This window comes from Oceanobacillus neutriphilus, assembly GCF_014645515.1.
In the GTDB taxonomy this organism is placed as follows: Bacteria; Bacillota; Bacilli; order Bacillales; family Amphibacillaceae; genus Oceanobacillus; species Oceanobacillus neutriphilus.
On the sequence record NZ_BMLW01000008.1, the window covers coordinates 122,520 to 141,561 of the forward strand.

The 19,042-nt window shown below is 38.2% G+C and carries 16 protein-coding genes; 13 read left to right on the top strand and 3 right to left on the bottom strand.

The genetic code is table 11. The features are described 5' to 3' along the window. Nucleotides 1-50 precede the first annotated feature (50 nt). The 13 genes from pgsA to hfq all read left to right on the top strand — a co-directional run bounded on the left by pgsA (nt 51) and on the right by hfq (nt 15,919). The gene (pgsA, locus tag IEX29_RS14200) at nt 51-629 is read left to right on the top strand and encodes a CDP-diacylglycerol--glycerol-3-phosphate 3-phosphatidyltransferase (RefSeq protein ID WP_188735042.1); all 579 of its coding nucleotides are present in this window, start codon (nt 51-53) and stop codon (nt 627-629) included. Continuing rightward, nucleotides 626-1,873: a competence/damage-inducible protein A gene (locus tag IEX29_RS14205; protein WP_188735043.1), complete on the top strand. Its 1,248-nt coding sequence runs from the start codon at nt 626-628 to the stop codon at nt 1,871-1,873. Before pgsA ends, IEX29_RS14205 begins: the two co-directional genes overlap by 4 nt. A gap of 229 nt (nt 1,874-2,102) precedes the next feature. Beyond that, entirely contained in the window at nt 2,103-3,146 is a 1,044-nt protein-coding gene (recA, locus tag IEX29_RS14210; protein ID WP_188735044.1) for a recombinase RecA, read from the top strand. Nucleotides 3,147-3,582: 436 nt separating this feature from the next. Beyond that, complete coding sequence (gene rny, locus IEX29_RS14215) at nt 3,583-5,145, top strand: ribonuclease Y (RefSeq protein ID WP_188735045.1); 1,563 nt, start codon at nt 3,583-3,585, stop codon at nt 5,143-5,145. Nucleotides 5,146-5,488: 343 nt separating this feature from the next. Further along, complete coding sequence (gene ymdB / locus IEX29_RS14220; protein WP_188735046.1) at nt 5,489-6,286, top strand: 2',3'-cyclic-nucleotide 2'-phosphodiesterase; 798 nt, start codon at nt 5,489-5,491, stop codon at nt 6,284-6,286. Nucleotides 6,287-6,377: 91 nt separating this feature from the next. Continuing rightward, nucleotides 6,378-6,638, top strand: a complete 261-nt coding sequence (locus IEX29_RS14225) for a stage V sporulation protein S (protein ID WP_042534912.1) — start codon at nt 6,378-6,380, stop codon at nt 6,636-6,638. Between the two features lie 255 nt (nt 6,639-6,893). Then, entirely contained in the window at nt 6,894-8,453 is a 1,560-nt protein-coding gene (gene miaB, locus IEX29_RS14230) for a tRNA (N6-isopentenyl adenosine(37)-C2)-methylthiotransferase MiaB (RefSeq protein WP_188735047.1), read from the top strand. Nucleotide 8,454: 1 nt separating this feature from the next. Beyond that, a complete protein-coding gene (locus tag IEX29_RS14235) occupies nt 8,455-8,883 on the top strand; it encodes a YlbF/YmcA family competence regulator (protein WP_147209490.1) in 429 nt (142 codons plus the stop codon). Between the two features lie 270 nt (nt 8,884-9,153). Further along, nucleotides 9,154-9,726 (top strand): outer spore coat protein CotE, encoded by a 573-nt coding sequence (locus IEX29_RS14240; RefSeq protein ID WP_188735048.1) that lies wholly within the window; start codon nt 9,154-9,156, stop codon nt 9,724-9,726. 203 nt (nt 9,727-9,929) lie between these two features. Next, nucleotides 9,930-12,527, top strand: a complete 2,598-nt coding sequence (gene mutS, locus IEX29_RS14245) for a DNA mismatch repair protein MutS (protein ID WP_188735049.1) — start codon at nt 9,930-9,932, stop codon at nt 12,525-12,527. 270 nt (nt 12,528-12,797) lie between these two features. Further along, nucleotides 12,798-14,681, top strand: coding sequence for a DNA mismatch repair endonuclease MutL (gene mutL / locus IEX29_RS14250; protein WP_188735050.1), 1,884 nt, complete (start codon nt 12,798-12,800; stop codon nt 14,679-14,681). A gap of 37 nt (nt 14,682-14,718) precedes the next feature. Beyond that, nucleotides 14,719-15,648: a tRNA (adenosine(37)-N6)-dimethylallyltransferase MiaA gene (gene miaA, locus IEX29_RS14255; RefSeq protein WP_188735051.1), complete on the top strand. Its 930-nt coding sequence runs from the start codon at nt 14,719-14,721 to the stop codon at nt 15,646-15,648. 46 nt (nt 15,649-15,694) lie between these two features. After that, complete coding sequence (gene hfq / locus IEX29_RS14260; RefSeq protein ID WP_077601236.1) at nt 15,695-15,919, top strand: RNA chaperone Hfq; 225 nt, start codon at nt 15,695-15,697, stop codon at nt 15,917-15,919. 54 nt (nt 15,920-15,973) lie between these two features. Here hfq and IEX29_RS14265 read toward each other — a convergent pair whose 3' ends face one another. From IEX29_RS14265 to sigK, 3 genes are all read right to left on the bottom strand, one after another. Further along, nucleotides 15,974-17,047 carry a type I restriction endonuclease gene (locus tag IEX29_RS14265; RefSeq protein WP_188735052.1) on the bottom strand — a complete coding sequence of 358 codons (1,074 nt, stop codon included), beginning with the start codon at nt 17,045-17,047 and terminating at the stop codon, nt 15,974-15,976. Nucleotides 17,048-17,518: 471 nt separating this feature from the next. Next, a complete protein-coding gene (locus IEX29_RS14270; RefSeq protein WP_188735053.1) occupies nt 17,519-18,160 on the bottom strand; it encodes a cupin domain-containing protein in 642 nt (213 codons plus the stop codon). A gap of 156 nt (nt 18,161-18,316) precedes the next feature. Beyond that, complete coding sequence (gene sigK / locus IEX29_RS14275) at nt 18,317-19,024, bottom strand: RNA polymerase sporulation sigma factor SigK (protein WP_147209483.1); 708 nt, start codon at nt 19,022-19,024, stop codon at nt 18,317-18,319. Nucleotides 19,025-19,042 lie beyond the last annotated feature (18 nt).

Consider the following 19,042-nt stretch of genomic DNA (forward strand, 5'->3'; position numbering starts at 1 on the left):
GTTTACTTCATGCACATGATGAAAGTATAAGAAAAAATGGAGGATACAAAATGAATTTACCAAATAAGCTAACCTTTTCTCGTATTTTAATGATACCGCTTTTTATGATATTACTGGCAGTACCATTCCCATGGGGAAGCTGGGATATTGGAAATGCAGAACTGCCTGTCGCTCATTTTGCTGCTGCTTTGATATTTATTATTGCAGCAGGCACAGACTGGGTAGACGGCTATTATGCAAGAAAACATAATCTGGTAACCAATTTAGGGAAATTTATGGATCCTTTAGCTGATAAACTGCTTGTTTCTGCAGCCCTCATTTTATTGGTAGAGATAGAGCTTGCTCCGGCATGGGTTGTTATTATTATTATCAGCAGAGAGTTTGCAGTTACTGGATTAAGACTGGTTGCAGCAGGTGAGGGGATCGTTTTGGCTGCAGGGAGTATGGGAAAATTAAAAACAGCTACACAAATGGTTGCCATTGCTTCTTTATTGCTGCATAATTTTCCATTTTCTTATATGAGTTTTCCGTTTGGTACAATTATGCTATATATTTCTTTAGTGTTCACTATTATTTCAGGGGTGGACTATTTTATTAAAAACTGGCATGTGATGAGGGATTCTAAATGACAAAAAATTATCAGGCAGAAATTGTTGCAGTAGGTACGGAGTTATTATTAGGTCAAATAGCAAATACAAATGCTCAGTGGTTGTCTGAGCAATTAGCCACTTATGGCATTAATGTTTATAATCATACCGTGGTGGGAGATAATTTAGAACGTGTTGAGCAGGCATTCCGTCTGGCGCAGTCACGTTCGGATATTGTCATTGTTACAGGCGGTTTAGGGCCTACAGAGGATGATTTAACCCGTGAAGGCTTTGAACAATTGACCGGTCTTGAAATTTTAGAAGATAAGACTACGATGGAGAAGATAGAAAGTTATTTTAAAGAGCGCGGCCGCACGATGACACCGAATAATCGGAAGCAAGCCCGTGTTTTTAAGGGAGCCAGCGTTTTAAAAAATAATGCCGGTATGGCTCCGGGAATGCATGTAGATTATCAGGATACGCATTGGTTCTTTTTACCGGGAGTTCCCCGGGAAATGAAGCAAATTTCATCTGAAGAGCTGTTTCCATTTTTAGAAAACTTAACCGGCAAACAACAGGTAATTCAATCAACGGTCTTGAAATTTATTGGTATCGGTGAATCGAATCTGGAGCATGAATTGACAGATATGATTCATGGGCAGACAAATCCGACAATTGCCCCGCTCGCTCAGGACCAGGGTGTGGTTATCCGGGTTACAGCAAGTGCCTCATCGAAAGAAGAAGCACAAAAGCTGGTCGCAGATAAAAAGCAGGAAGTTTTAGAACGTATTGGTGAGTACTGCTTCGGTGAAGACGAGCAGACGATTGAGAATAAAGTGATTGAGTTATTGGCTGAAAAAGAAAAAACAATTGGTGCAGCAGAAAGTTTAACTGGCGGATTATTCTCTAGTAATCTTGTATCAGCCGCTGGAGCCTCCAACGTTTTTGCAGGCAGCTTAATTACTTATCAGACATCTGCAAAAGAGGCTTTATTAGATTTATCTCCGGAATGGATTGCTGAATATGGTGTTGTGAGTAAAGAATGTGCTGAAAAGATGGCTGAGCAGGCAGCTTTGAAATTAAATACACCAATGGCTATTTCTTTTACAGGGGTTGCCGGACCTGATACGCAGGAAGAAAAACCGGTCGGACAAGTCTATATTGCTATTTTTGATGAAGGAAAAATTGTAGAATCAAGCTCTATTCTTTTATCAGGAAGTCGTAATAATATCCGCGAAAGAGCTGCTTTAAAAGGATTTGAATTATTATACCAATACTTAAAATAATATTTTTGGGGTAAATGAAAGATTTATTTTCATTATACAAAAGGCAGATTTAATACTTCAATTTATTTAATAGAGAAAATAGAGCATTTTTGAACAAAATTATAAATAGATTTTAATTTTTGAAGTGAAATCCGGTTTGAAAATAGCAGAACATTTATTCGTCTTTTTGCTTGTTAAATATGTAAAAACGTTGTATGATGGATAAAGACAGATTAAGGAGGTAGTTTCGGTGAGTGATAAACAACAAGCTTTAGATATGGCTTTAAGACAAATAGAGAAACAATTTGGTAAAGGTTCCATTATGAAAATGGGGGAGCATGAGATACCTAAGATGGCAACTATTCCAAGTGGTTCATTGGCTTTAGATGTAGCTCTTGGAATTGGCGGGTATCCAAAAGGAAGAGTAGTAGAAATATATGGTCCGGAATCTTCCGGTAAAACGACCGTTGCGCTTCACGCTATTGCAGAAGCTCAAAAAAAAGGCGGGCAGGCAGCTTTTATTGATGCGGAGCATGCATTAGATCCCATCTATGCAAGAGCTTTAGGCGTTAATATTGATGAACTTCTGCTATCACAGCCGGATACAGGAGAACAAGCTTTGGAAATTGCTGAAGCGCTTGTACGAAGCGGTGCAGTAGATATTGTTGTTGTAGACTCTGTAGCAGCACTTGTACCAAAAGCAGAGATTGAAGGAGAAATGGGAGATTCGCATGTCGGTTTGCAGGCAAGATTAATGTCACAGGCACTTCGTAAGCTTTCAGGAGCAATCAATAAATCAAAAACGACAGCTATTTTTATTAACCAGCTCCGTGAAAAAGTAGGCGTTATGTTTGGGAATCCGGAAACTACTCCCGGCGGCCGTGCACTAAAATTCTATTCTTCTGTAAGACTGGAAGTGCGCCGTGCGGAAACACTTAAGGTTGGAAATGACGTGGTAGGGAACAAAGCCCGTATTAAAGTTGTAAAAAACAAAGTAGCGCCACCATTTAAACAGGCCGAAGTAGATATTATGTATGGCAAGGGTGTCTCCAAAGAAGGAGAGGTTCTTGATATTGGATCAGATCTTGATATCGTCCAAAAAAGCGGGGCCTGGTATTCTTATAACGGAGACCGATTAGGTCAGGGCAGAGAGAATGCTAAAATATTCCTGAAGGAAAATGAAACAGTATTTGAGGAAATCAAATCAGCAATTCGTAATCATTATGAGCTCGACAAAGAATTGGAACAGCCTGAAGAAAAATCAAAAGAAGAGCAGGAAAGCCTTGATCTTTAATGTAACCTGCTTTGTGTCTCGAAAAACCGTAGTACATCCGTGCTATGGTTTTTTGAGGTTATAGGATTCGCTCGTGTTCACGAAGACTTATATCCAGCTCTAAATGCCGAAGCCGGGAGGAATTATCCTGTCGTGGAACAGCTAAATGTATATCATGAACATGCAGTTATCGGTGTTTTTTTAAGCAGCACGTTCTTAAACTGGAGGATACTTTGCAGGCGTTTGGTCTTATTAACAAACTATATAACAAAATTTCGAATATATTTTAATTTATATATCGGGTGTTCCTTGACATTCAGGCTGGTGAGAATTAATATTAATAGTGTATAATTTTATAATTTGTATTATGAAATTACCTTTATTTTGATGCATTTGAAAATGTGATATGCCGACAAATACGCAATTTACAATTTTATAGGCAATAGGAGGTGAAGTCATGAACACTGTTATTATCATCATCTCCATTTTGCTTGCTCTAGTCGTCGGTATTGTTGTTGGTTATCTGGTACGTAAATCTATTGCAGAAGCTAAGATTTCTAGTGCGGAAACATTAGCTAAACAAATTATGGACGAAGCACGTAGAAATGCAGATGCTGCTAAGAAAGAGGCGCTTCTGGAAGCAAAAGATGAGAATCACAAGCTTCGTCAACAAGCCGAAGATGAGATTCGCGAGCGCCGTATGGAAGCTCAAAAGCAAGAAAATCGTCTGATGCAAAAAGAAGAGAATCTGGACAGAAAAGGTGAAACATTAGACAAACGTGAGGTTCTGCTTGAACAGAAAGAACAAACTCTTGTAGAACAACAACAACAAATTGAAGAAATGAAAAGCAAAGTGGAAGCTATGAAAGATGAGCAGCAAGCTGAGCTTGAGCGCATTTCAGGATATACAACCGAACAAGCGAGACAACTTATTTTAGAGCGTATCGAAAAAGAAGTCCAGCATGAATCAGCGATAATGATAAAAGAAGCTGAAAATCGTGCGAATGAGGAAGCAGATAAGAAAGCGAAAAATATCTTATCACTTGCACTTCAAAGATGCGCAGCTGATCACGTTGCTGAAACAACGGTCTCTGTTGTGAACTTGCCAAATGATGAGATGAAAGGCCGTATTATCGGAAGAGAAGGACGAAATATCCGTACATTAGAAACATTGACAGGAATTGATTTGATTATTGATGATACCCCTGAAGCGGTTATTCTTTCCGGTTTCGATCCGATACGGCGTGAAATCGCACGAATGGCACTAGAAAGACTTGTACAGGATGGCAGAATTCATCCGGCTCGTATTGAAGAGATGGTTGAAAAATCCAGACGTGATGTTGATGAATATATACGTGAAGTGGGCGAGGAAACAACGTTTGAAGTTGGAGTCCATGGATTACATCCGGATCTTGTTAAGATTTTGGGCCGTTTGAAATATCGTACAAGCTACGGTCAAAATGTCTTGAAGCACTCAATGGAAGTTGCTTACTTGTCAGGACTGCTGGCGGCGGAATTAGGCGAAGATATAAATCTTGCTAAAAGAGCCGGCCTGCTGCATGATATCGGAAAAGCGATAGATCATGAAGTAGAAGGCAGTCACGTTGAAATTGGTAAAGAACTGGCAATGAAATACAAAGAACCTGAAGTTGTTATAAATTCAATTGCTTCCCACCACGGAGATGAAGAGGCAACCTCCGTTATAGCTGTACTAGTTGCAGCTGCAGATGCACTATCTGCTGCCAGACCAGGAGCTCGAAGTGAAACACTTGAAAATTATATCAAGCGTTTAGAAAAACTGGAAGAGATATCTGAGTCGTTTGAAGGCGTAGAGAAGTCATTTGCTATCCAAGCCGGTCGTGAAATTCGTATCATGGTTCGTCCTGATGATATTGATGACATGGAATCAGCGAGAATTGCACGTGATATCAGAAAACGTATTGAAGGGGAGCTCGACTACCCTGGACATATTAAGATTACGGTTATTCGGGAAACAAGAGCAGTTGAATACGCAAAATAAAAGCAAGGGCGGCATATGTCGCCTTTGTTTTTTTGTAGCATAGGAAATTATAGAATTATTGCCTTGTGGATAACTATTTATAGAAAAGTAGCCGAGTCCAGCTCCGAGCGCCAAAAACTAGGAGATTTCACGTCACGCCCTACGATAAGTCAACATCGGTTCGTCACCTCACCGTGTTTCCTTTATCTCTGAAGTAAAGGAAGTTCGACCAAGGTCGAACCACCCCCAAAGACCGGGGGCGCAATCTCTACGTTTTTAAGCAGGCGCTCTGCGCTTTTGTTATTGTTATTATTATATAAAAAATTACATCGTTTGTATGATAAGAAGAAAGGCAGGAAGAATAATGAAAATATTATTTATTGGTGACGTTGTAGGTTCCCCGGGGAGAGATATGATTACGGAGTACTTGCCGAAATTAAAAGAAAAGTATAAGCCGAATTTAACCATTATAAACGGAGAGAATGCTGCTTCAGGAAAAGGAATCACAGAAAAAATTTATAAGCAATTTCTGCAGGCAGGTGCGCAGGTAATTACAATGGGGAACCATACCTGGGATAAAAAAGAAATTTTTGAGTTTATTGATCAGGCGCCGGCAATGATTCGTCCAGCAAATTTTCCGGAAAATAATCCTGGAAAAGGCATTACCTATACAAATATTAATGGAAAAGAAGCTGCCGTAATTAATCTGCAAGGAAGAACATTCCTTCCGCCGATTGATGATCCATTTGAAAAAGCAGATCAGTTAGTTGAGGAAGCTAAGAAAAGAACCAAAACGATTTTTGTGGATTTTCATGGAGAAGCAACAAGTGAGAAACAAGCAATTGGCTGGTATTTAGACGGAAAAGTCACAGCTGTTGTCGGCACGCATACCCATACGCAAACTGCAGACGAAAGAATATTGCCTGGAGGTACTGCATATATATCAGATGTGGGGATGACAGGACCGTATGATGCGATATTAGGTGTGGAGAAGGAATCCGTTATTAAAAGATTTCAAACTTCTCTTCCGGTACGTTTTGAAATTGAAAAAAAGGGAAGAACACAACTAAATGGAGTATTTATTAGTACGGACGATTCGACTGGTAAAGCATTATCCATTGAAAGGATTCTCATTAATGATGATCACCCCTTCTTTACGTAATATCTGCTTAGCGTCCAGTCGAACAAGGTATACATCTCCAGGAGAAATAGTAGCAATAAATGTATAAATAGCACATGAGGAGGTACTAGTGATGGAAGTTTTAAAAGTTTCAGCAAAATCAAATCCAAACTCAGTGGCAGGAGCTTTGGCAAATGTACTTAGGGAACGGGGTACGGCTGAAATCCAGGCTATCGGTGCGGGAGCATTGAATCAATCCGTCAAAGCAGTTGCTATAGCTCGCGGTTTTGTAGCGCCAAGCGGGGTTGATTTAATCTGTATACCAGCATTTACAGATATTTTAATTGATAATGAGGAACGTACAGCGATTAAGTTAATTATTGAGCCAAGATAAGGGTGTTTCGAGCATCTGTTCAACAAGAAGAGGCATATCCTGCAGAATTGGACAGAAGCATACCCGTTCTCAAATTAACTGGTAATTTAGCAATTATTTCTTTATGAATCAGAAAAAATCTCTTTTTTCAAATATGGAAAAAGAGATTTTTTTAATGTTTCCAGCCTTGAGTATTGTACAATTTTTCTGTAGGCTTTATACTGTAAGTTAGTGCATCAATACATATGAATCGATGAAAGAAGGGGGATCAACCTGATGAACGAAGAACAACGTAAACAGCAGGCCCAGATTCGTAGCGAAGAAGCAAATATTGAACGAATTAAGAATACATCCAGTGAAGAATTAATCGCTAAATATTTTCATGCGGAGTACGAGCCGCAAGCTCCAGATATAAAGAAAGCGAGAAAACGTCGCAAGGAAGATATTCAGTTTCATTATGATTTCTCTATCCCCGAGGATATGCAACGAATTGGGGAAGGTAAAAAGTTTCTAATACGAACCTATGGCTGTCAAATGAATGAGCATGATACAGAAGTAATGGCAGGTATTTTATCCGAGATGGGCTATGAGTCTACAAATGTAACAGAAGAAGCAGATATTATTCTGCTTAATACTTGTGCTATCCGCGAAAATGCTGAAAATAAAGTTTTTGGTGAAATTGGCCATTTAAAACCGCTGAAATTAGAAAAGCCGGATCTTATTATTGGTGTGTGCGGCTGTATGTCACAGGAAGAATCCGTGGTAGACCGGATATTGAAAAAACATCAGCATATTGATTTGATTTTTGGAACACATAATATTCACCGTCTGCCGCATCTTGTCAAAGAAGCATTGTTCGGCAAAGAAATGATTGTGGAAGTGTGGTCTAAAGAAGGCGACATTATTGAAAATCTGCCCAAAGTACGTAAAGGCAAAATTAAAGCATGGGTCAATATCATGTACGGCTGTGATAAATTCTGCACGTACTGTATTGTACCGATGACACGTGGAAAAGAGCGCAGCCGGCATCCGCAGGATATTATCCAGGAAGTCCGTCATCTTGTCGCGCAGGGCTATCAAGAGGTTACCCTTCTTGGTCAGAATGTGAATGCGTATGGAAAAGACTTTGAAGATATCGAATATGGCTTGGGTGATTTGATGGATGATATTCATAAGATTGATATCCCGCGTGTTCGGTTTACAACCTCGCATCCACGTGACTTTGATGATCGTTTGATTGAAGTTTTGGCACAGGGCGGAAATCTTCTGGATCATATTCATTTGCCGGTTCAATCCGGAAGCAGTGAAATATTGAAGAAAATGAATCGTAAATATACGCGGGAAGAATATTTAGAATTAGTTAGAAAAATTCGTAAAGCAATGCCTAATGCCACACTTACGACAGATATTATTGTGGGCTTCCCGAACGAAACGGAAGAGCAATTTGAAGAAACGATGACATTAATGGAAGAAGTAGGATTCGAAGCAGCTTATACTTATATCTATTCACCACGTGAAGGCACACCGGCTGCAAGAAAGAAAGATGATGTACCTGAAGAAGTGAAAAAACAACGCTTATATCGTCTAAATGAGCTGGTTAATAAGCAATCAGCAGAAACAATGAAGACTTATCAGGGCGAAGTTGTGAAGGTGCTTGTTGAAGGAGAAAGCAAGAAGGATCCAGATGTTCTTGCCGGCTATACAGAACGGAATAAATTAGTAAACTTTAAAGGGCCTAAATCCGTAATTGGCCAGATTGTGGAAGTAGAAATTACAGATACGAAAACGTGGTCACTAAATGGTGTAATGGCAGAGAATAGAGTTGAGGTGAAATAAGATGGCGATGTATGAGCGAAAAGAAGTACTTGATGAAGCAAGAAAATTAGCTGCAATGCTTGCAAATACAGAAGAAATTGAACGTTTCAAGCAAGTAGAGGCTAAATTAAACCAGAATAAAAAAGTTCAAAGCTTGATTAAGAAAATTAAAACCTTACAAAAGCAGGCAGTAAACTTCCAGGCCTACGATAAGAAGGAAGCATTACAACGTATCGAGCAGGAAATTGACCGATTACAAAATGAAATTGATGAAATTCCTGTTGTCCAGGAGTTTAAGGAAACACAAATTGTTGTCAATGATGTCTTGCAGCTGGTCTCCAAAACAATATCCCGTACAGTTACAAATGATATTATTGAATCTACAGGCGGAGATGTTCTTAAAGGTGAGACAGGTTCACAAACACAAAATAGTTCCAGCTGTGCGCACTAATTATGTAGCAGTTTAATAAAATAAATGAGCAGATAAAGCCGGACAGTTATTTGTCCGGCTTTTCGTTATCATAGAATTTAAAAGATAAACAGACGTTTAAATTCATTATTGTATCAGTCTGAGGGCATCCACTTTAGCCCATTTTTAAAAATAAAAACCTTTCAAGCTATCATAAGGCGGCTCCTTTTCTTTTTTCTTAGCAATAGTTATGCACTTTAGGTATTTGCCGTGCATAAAATGACTATGAAAAAAGAGGAGGTAAAATGTATCATGACTTTTCTTGATAAAGAATATAGAGAGATCATTACGAAAGCAGTATGCGGTAAAGGCAGAAAATTCACCAAAGATACCCATACCATAACTCCAAGCCATCGTCCGACAAGCATTCTTGGATGCTGGGTAATTAACCATTTGTACCACGCAAAGAAGAAGTCTGAGGATACTGTCATTATCAGTGGCAGTTATGATATTAATGTATGGTATTCTTACAACGACAACACGAAAACAGAGGTTGTTACAGAAAGGGTGGAGTATACAGATTTAGTTCCTTTATCTGTGAAGGATGATAATTGTATTAATGATGAATACGATATTATTGCAAAAGTGCTTCAGCAGCCCAACTGCTTAGAGTGCATGATTTCTGATAAGGGCGGAAGTGTGTCTATTGATATTGAACGTGAATTTGTTGTTCAAATTATTGGAGAAACAAAAATTTGTGTGAAAGTAAAACCAAACTGGAAAAGCGATGACGACGAAGAAGATGTTATCTGGGACTATGAAATGACCGATGATGAGGCAGAAGATATTCGCCCGGACTTTATTCATCATAATCGAAAGGATTAAATTTATGCGAGGGTATCTATTACTCTCGTTTTCTTTTCGAACAGGATAGGACAAGAATGCTTTAAAATATGCTATAATAAAATTTCATCCATCTTAAAAATTTCACTAAAAAGGATGCATGAGATTAAACAATATAAGAATCTGTTTAAACAATATAAATAGAAATAGAATAGATAATTTTAGCAAGGTGGAGGAAATTCTTTATGGCAAAATTAACACCAATGATGCAGCAATACATAGAAATAAAATCACAATATAAGGATGCTTTTTTATTTTACCGGCTCGGGGATTTCTATGAGCTGTTCTATGATGATGCAACAAAGGCTGCACAGGAGCTGGAAATTACTTTAACCAAACGGGCGGGCGGTAATGACCCGATTCCAATGTGTGGAGTGCCTTATCATTCCGCAGAAAATTATATTAAGGTATTAATCGAAAAAGGGTACAAGGTAGCTATCTGCGAGCAGGTGGAGGATCCAAAGACAGCTAAAGGTGTTGTTAAACGGGAAGTAGTTCAAATGATTACACCGGGAACCGTTATGGAGAGTAACATGCTTGTTGAGGGAGAGAACAATTATATAGGCAGTCTGTCTCATTTTGAAGATGGCTCCTTTGTGATTGCTTATAATGATTTATCAACCGGCGAGAATCGTCTTGCCTTAATGGAGGATGGCTGGGACAGTGTGATTCATGAATTTTACCATCAGCCGGTAAAGGAAATTGTTATTTCTTCCAATCTGCCGGAAGAAATGCAGGCACAGCTCCGGGAACGGTTGCAGGTTACGCTGTCCTATCAGGATGAAGTGAATTTTAATGCCGAATTTCGTGATTTAAGTGAGAACTTAAATGATGAACGTCTGATGAAGGCTTTCAGCAGATTATTGAATTATATCCAGGATACCCAAAAACGCTCCCTGGATCATCTGCAGCCGGCAGAAGTGATCGAATTAAAACAATATATGAGCCTGGATATGTATTCAAAACGTAATCTAGAGCTGACAGAGTCCATTATGAAAAAATCGAAGCATGGCAGTTTATTATGGGTACTTGATAAGACAGTAACAGCAATGGGATCCAGAATGCTGAAAAAATGGCTGGAGCGGCCGCTGTTAAATCAGGCTAAAATAAATCGCCGTCTTGAGATTGTCGGGACTTTCCTGGATGCTTTTATGGAACGGGAGAACTTAAGAGAGAGCTTAAAATCAGTATATGACTTAGAACGTTTATCTGGAAGAATTGCCTTTGGAAATGTAAATGCAAGAGATTTAATTCAGTTAAAACAATCGCTGCAGAAAATTCCTGCGATTAAAGAGACGCTTGGACAGCTAAAGGTTCCTGAAGTAACAGACCTGGCAGATTCTTTAATTTATCCGGATTATATTGTGGACCTTCTGGAAAAAAGTTTAGTAGAAGAGCCGCCAATTTCAATTAAAGAAGGAGCTCTGATTAAGGAAGGCTACCATGAAGAATTAGATAAATATCGCGATGCTTCTAAAAACGGAAAACAATGGATTGCAGCTTTAGAGAAAAAAGAACGGGAATTAACCGGGATTAAGTCGCTTAAAATTGGTTATAACCGTGTGTTTGGCTATTACATTGAAGTGACGAGACCTAACCTGCCTTTACTAAAGGATGACCGTTATGACCGTAAACAGACACTTACAAATGCGGAGCGATTTATCACACCGGAGTTAAAAGAGAAGGAAACACTTATTTTAGAGGCGGATGAGAAAAGTGTTGAACTCGAGTATGACTTATTTATTAAACTCAGAGAACGGATCAAACAGGATATTCCATTAATTCAACAGCTTGCACAAATCATTAGTGAAATAGATGTATTACAGGGGTTTGCAACGATTAGCGAAGAGAATAATTATAAGCGTCCTGCCTTTCAAAAAGGTGTGTTCTCTGTAGAAGGCGGCCGCCATCCAGTTGTCGAGCAGGTGATGAAGAGCGGAACCTATGTGCCGAATGATGTACAGTTAGATGATGATGATCAGATGCTGCTGATTACTGGTCCAAATATGTCCGGTAAGAGTACTTATATGAGGCAGGTAGCTCTGATTGCAATTATGGGACAGACAGGCTGCTTTATCCCGGCAGAATCAGGGATATTACCTATATTTGATCAAATTTTTACAAGAATCGGTGCAGCGGATGACCTGGTTTCTGGACAGAGTACCTTTATGGTTGAGATGCTTGAGGCGAGACACGCTATTCAAAATGCTACCTCCAACAGTCTGATTTTGCTAGATGAAATTGGACGGGGGACAAGCACGTATGACGGAATGGCCTTGGCTCAGGCAATTGTGGAGTATATTCATAACCATATTCATGCTAAAACACTGTTTTCAACCCACTATCATGAGCTGACTGCATTAGAAACTTCGTTAGAGCACTTAAAAAACATCCATGTCCGTGCAGAAGAGCATGAAGGCAATGTTGTATTCCTTCATCAAATTAAAGAAGGAGCAGCGGATCAGAGCTACGGGATTCATGTAGCTAAATTAGCTGATTTACCTGACGAATTAATCAGCCGGGCATCTGTTATTCTGGAAGGCCTTGAAACCAACGGTACAAAAGAAGAACTGAAAGAGTCAGCAGCATCGCTTGAACCGGAAGAAGCCCAATCAGATCAATTATCCTTCTTTGTGGAGGAGAACAGGAAAGAAAATAAGTCAGCGAAATTAAGTAATAAAGAAAATACAGCTTTGGAAGAGCTTAAAAGCTTAAATATATTGGAAATGAACCCGTTAGAGGCTATGAATGAGTTGTATCGCCTGCAGAAAAAGATAAAGTAACAGGAAGTTCAAAAAATCACCTAATGATAAGCGGCGAATCTCATCGTTGAAGTGTTTTTTACGATGGGGCTGCGATTACTCGCCCCACCAAGAGCGTTACTCACGTATTTGAAAGCATAGAGGAACTTCTGTTAAGAGCGTCCACGTCCTGTGGACAACACAGAAGTCATCACATCCTGTGAAAGTCGGTTCGTAAAAAACACTTTGCCTCGACCTTCTTGCTTCTAATTAGGCAACTTTTTGAACATACATTTATAGGAAGGTGGTAACATGCCAATTTTGCAAATGCCGGACAGCTTAGCAAATAAAATTGCGGCAGGGGAAGTGGTAGAACGCCCCGCTTCGGTTGTGAAAGAAATCATGGAAAACAGCATTGATGCGGGAGCGACCTGGATCCGGATCGATGTACATGAAGCAGGATTATCAGAAATACGAATTGTTGATAATGGTTCTGGAATTGCTGCTGAAGATGTGGAGAAGGCTTTTTTACCACATGCTACAAGTAAAATAAGTACAGAAACGGACTTATTCCATGTGAAAACACTGGGATTCCGCGGAGAGGCACTGGCGAGTATTGCTTCTGTAAGCAGACTCTCTATTCAAACCTCTGAAGGAAGCTCTGCAGGAGTGTCATTGGAACTGGAAGGCGGAGAAGTGGTCAAAAGAGGTAAGAGTGATGCCCGTCAAGGAACAGAAATTGTTGTCAGAGATTTATTTTATAATACACCGGCGCGTTTGAAGTATATGAAGAGTCTGCATACAGAGCTTGGGCATATCTCAGATGTTTTGAACCGGATGGGACTGGCTCACCCCGAAATCCGGATTGAAGCGACTCATAATGGCAAGGGGCTTTTAAAAACATCAGGAAATAATGATATGCTGCAGGTGATTTCACAGGTGTATGGAATGAGTGTAGCCAAGCAAATGTCACCGGTTGAATACCGCACGTTGGATTTTACGATTACTGGATATATAGCGAAGCCGGAAGTGACAAGGGCATCCAGAAACTATATGTCCACCATTATTAATGGCAGATTTGTCCGAAACGTTGCTATAAATAAAGCAATTATCGAAGGATATCATACATTGCTGCCAATCGGCCGTTCGCCGATTGTTGTCCTTTCCATTGAAATGGATTCTATATTGGTTGATGTAAATGTACATCCAGCAAAGCTTGAGGTCCGTTTCAGTAAAGAAAAAGAGCTTTATGCAGCTGTCAGAGATATGATACAGTCTCATTTCAGAAAAATGATACTTATTCCTGAAGTAACAAAAAAACCGGAACCAAAAGAAAAATCAGAACAGCATAGTTTTCAATTCGAAACAGAGCCTGTAAATCCGTTTCAGGAAAACAGGAAAAATATTGATTTTGAAAAATCAGATCCAGTTATCAAGGAAGAAAATCCATTTCAAAAGGAAGAATCCGCCTATCTTCGTGACGAAAATAAGGACATAGAGATGAGTTTGGAAGAACATGAACCAACTATCAATCAAGAAGCCGGAGCTTCTGAGAAGCCTTTAAAAGACATCTCAGACCCTATTGAAACAGGAGAGAGGCCAGTACAGCATCCGCGGGTACCAATGATGTATCCAATCGGCCAGCTGCAGGGAACCTATATTATGGCACAAAATGAAAATGGCTTATATATGGTGGATCAGCATGCCGCGCAGGAGCGGGTCAAATATGAATTTTTTAAAAACAAGCTGGGCCAGCCCATTAATGAATCACAGGAGCTTTTAATACCGATGACCTTCGATTTTTCTAGAAAAGAAGCCATTTTTATCGAAGAAGCAAAGGATACACTAGAAAAAGCAGGCTTATTTTTTGAACCGTTTGGCAGTCAAACTTATGTCATACGTTCTCATCCTACCTGGTTCCCGACAGGTTTTGAAGAGGAAATTATACGTGAAATGGTAGATCAGTTTATTCAGGAATCAACAGTTAATGTAGAGAAGATACGTGAAGATGCAGCGATATTAATGTCCTGTAAACGTTCGATAAAGGCAAATCATTATTTAACAAATGAAGAAATGTTCCAATTGCTTGAGGATTTGCGCAGTACAACGGACCCTTTTACATGTCCGCATGGAAGACCGATTATTGTTCATTTCTCTACTTATGAATTAGAAAAGATGTTTAAGCGTATTATGTAGAATGGAAACAAAAATATTGAAGTTGAGGAACAGGTAAATGAAGAAAAAAGTAGTTTCTATCGTAGGACCAACAGCAGTTGGAAAGACAGCATTAGGGATTGCTGCTGCAAAAAAGTTCCAGGGAGAAATTATCAGTGGTGATTCGACACAAGTATATATTGGTATGGATATTGGGACGGCAAAGGTGACTCAGGAAGAAACAGAAGGCATCCCTCACCATATGATTGATATCATCCGTCCAGATCAGCCATTCTCTGTAGCGGATTTCCAAGAGCATGTGAAATATCATATTGAAGCTGTTCATAAACGGGGGAATCTTCCTATTATCGTTGGAGGAAGCGGATTGTATATTCAATCTGTCCTGTTTGATTATCATTTTTCTGATCAGCGCCGTGATGAGGAGTTAACAAATAAACTGTTCCAGCAGATTGATGCAGAAGGTCCAGAAAAGCTTTATGGGCGCTTGAAGCAGATTGACCCGGAACAAGCCAAAAAAGTTCATCCAAATAATCACCGGCGTCTTGTGCGTGCATTAGAGGTCTATGAACTGACTGGACTGACAATGTCAGAGTACCAAAAAGAGCAGCAGGCAGAGTCTCCGTATGATCCATTCATTATCGGATTAGATATGGAGCGGACAGTATTATATGACAGGATTAACCGGCGGGTGGATCAAATGATAGAGGCAGGCTTAATCGATGAAGTCCAATCGCTTATTGAAAAAGGTTATAAGGACTGTCAATCGATGCACGCGATTGGATATAAGGAAATTGTTTCCTATTTGGAAAATTGTTTATCACAAACAGATGCGATTGCTGCGGTAAAACAAAACTCACGCAAATATGCGAAAAGGCAGCTTACATGGTTTCGGAATAAGCTGGACGTGAACTGGTATCAGCTCACTGAAAAAGAAGCATCTCAACAAATGAAATTAATTTTAAGTGATTTAGCAGGATTTTTAGAATAATAAATCGAATAAAGAAGTATAGATAGAAAAGAGGAGGAACTCATTTATGGCTCAATCCGTGAACATTCAAGATCAATATTTGAATCAGCTGCGAAAAAATCATATCTTTGTAACAGTTTTTTTAACAAACGGTTTTCAATTAAGAGGAACGGTAAAAGCGTTTGATAACTTTACGGTACTGTTAGAAACAGATGGCAAACAGCAGCTTATTTTTAAACATGCTATTTCTACATTCTCACCATCGAAGAATGTGGAGATTGAAAAAGAATAGAAGGTATGGAAGAGAGAAGCTTAGTGAGCTTCTCTCTTTTTAATCAAATGACTTTTAATTAATGAATGAAGCAGTAATTTCTTTAAGTTTTTCCTTATGTTTCATCAAATCAGAAATTCTCTCTATATTCACGGTAGTTTTATCAGTATCATTGAATTGAATATACTTTTTATTGTAATCCAGTCCTAAACGGCAAATCCATTTTCTAATATTGTCATCCAACAGAATATTAAAATAACTTTTATTATCCCGATAATAAATTCTGTCTTCTTCTACGATTTCAGATAAGATAATTTTAGCGACAGCATAACCCTGAATTTCTTCCTCGGTGGTGATAATCCCCATATCAATAGTAGTTTCATCTGGCTCGTTTTCAGCTTGCTTGTTTTCATCCGCTTTATTATTTTCATTATTAGTAGAGTTTAATGCTGCACTTAATTTTTTATTCACTAATTCATTAATGAACTGTTTTAATGATTGTTTAACTATCGGAGAGAACTGATTAATAATATTTTTTGTTTTACGTCCTTCATAAACATGAGCTAAAATGAATGAAATAAATTCTTCATTAGGTTCATCCCAAATTTCCGTCAGCAGAGATTTAATTTTACTAGTATATTTTAACTCAGAAGCAGTGCTAAAAATATTTTCTAAATCAAATTCATCTTTTTTGAACTTTTCTAATTCTATAATTTCACTATCTTTTAAATCAAGCAGATTGAAGTCAAAAAAAGGAGAGGAATCCATTTTGTTTTGTTCATCCAGATCAGTGAAGAATTTATATTCAATTCCATTTGTTAGAATGGCAAATTTGGCTGTCGTAGTGCCAAAATAACGAAATAATTGAGAATCATGCTTGTTTAATTGTTCTGCAATAGATTTAGCTTCAATTAAAATGACAGGTAAATCATTCTCCATTATGGCATAGTCAACTTTTTCTCCTTTTTTTATTCCAACATCAGCTGTGTATTCCGGAGTAAATTCACTTGGATCAAATACATCATACCCTAGGATTTGAAAAAAAGGCATAATAATACTTGTTTTAGTAGCTTCTTCAGTAGCAATTTTCCCCTCTAACGATTCTATTCTTTTAGCAAGTCCTTTCAACTTATCTTTTAATTCGGACATTTATGTATCTCCCCTCATAATAATTTTTTATCTGGATAAAAAAAATCAGTGATTTGAAGCGCTATAATAGTCCTGTACAATATAAAAATTTTTAAGGAAAATCACCTCCAAAAATGTAGTAAACATTGAATTCAGTAAGCAGATTCTCTTAATGTAAGTAATAAATATAATTTATCAGCCTAAAATGCACTAGTAAAATTACTCTATTTAGTTCTATTTTACACTATTTGTTTAATTAATAAATACTATTAATTGAATTGCTTAATATTTTTGTTTTTTTAAATAAATCATATTTGGAAAATTATTAAATTGATATGAGAAATTAAATTTAAATGCAATAAATAACTCTAAGCATGAAACAGTGACTATAATTATTCATTTGAGAATGGACTCTAACAACAATTATTAAAGATAAAATAAAAAAACATGGCATAAACCATGTTTCTGATATAACCTCTTCACTAACCCGTTTCAATAATACGGGTATCTTGGCAGATAAGGATTTTGCTGATACTGCCGGATATACTCTTGTTGTTGATATGGCCTGTTACTATATTGCTCATCCATCCTATTATTTTCTCTTTTACAATCTTTATAAGGACCGATATACGTTGATGGTTTTACAGGTTCTATCGCTTTTTTCCATTGGTTTTCATCCAGACAATAAGTATGGGCCATAATATTCGAGGGAGTAAATTTTAAAATATCAGAGCCTAAAACCACCTCAGGCGTCGGAGCATCAAAGATTGCTAGTATATGCGTGTTATCTGCAGTAGCTACCTCGTAATGCCACCACCCTTGTGGAATGTTTGCAACTTGCCCGGGTGTAATAGGATAGCTTTGTATTTCTTTTGTAAATGGGTTTAACATGGAAATTGTAGCAGCACCGGAAATGCAGTAAACGAGTTCAGCTGCATTTTGATGGTAGTGCGGCTCAACAACATTACTATCGCTTAGAAAAATATCCAGCAGAGATACATTTTCTAATGTATTTAACTGTTGAACCCCTACAACATTGATTAAGTTTCTGTTATCTTTTTTGAACAGGGGACTTTTATTTACATCAAAAAAGAATTGGGCTGATGGGGAAGTGTAATCCATATATGACACCATAATTTCGTCACTCCTTAATAAATTATGTAGTCATTTTATTCATATAAAAAGAATCGGTGTATGTGAAAAAATGATACAAAAAAATGCTTCAAGTGATAAATCTTCACTTGAAGCATTCTAAGTTGCACTGCTGTTTTTAATAATCAATTTCAATATTTAAAATGATGGATGCTCATTCCGGTAATACTCATGAAAAATCTTCATCAATGCCCGTTTTTCAATACGGGATACATAGCTTCTGGAGATATTCAGTTTCTTCGCAATTTCCCGCTGTGTCATTTCGTCCTGGTCATTTAAACCATAACGGTACACAATTACCTCACGTTCCCGGCTGTCCAGGATAGAGAAATATTGTTCAATTTTAGAAATCTCCATGTTTAATTGGATATATTCAATAACATTTTCATTTTCGGCTTCTAATATATCAATCAGGCTGATTTCATTCCCTTCCTTATCCTGCCCAATCGGATCATGCAGAGAGACATCCTTTTTTACTTTTTTAAGGGCTCTTAAATGCATGAGTATTTCATTCTCGACACAACGGGCAGCATACGTAGCAAGCTTTGTTCCTTTTCCCGTGGAAAAGCTTTCGACACCTTTAATTAAACCGATCGTTCCGATAGAGATCAAGTCTTCCATATCTTCCCCAGTGTTTTCAAATTTTTTGACCAGATGAGCTACGAGCCGGAGATTATGCTCAATCAGTTTGTTTCTGGCTTCTTCATCTCCTTCCTGCATCAATTGGATGTATTTTGCTTCTTCCTTTGGGGATAGTGGCTGGGGGAAAGATTGGTTCTTTACGTAAGAGACAAAAAATAATGCTTCTTTAATAAATAATCCAAGTGCAGATAATACAATGGACAAATCCCGTCACCTCCAAGA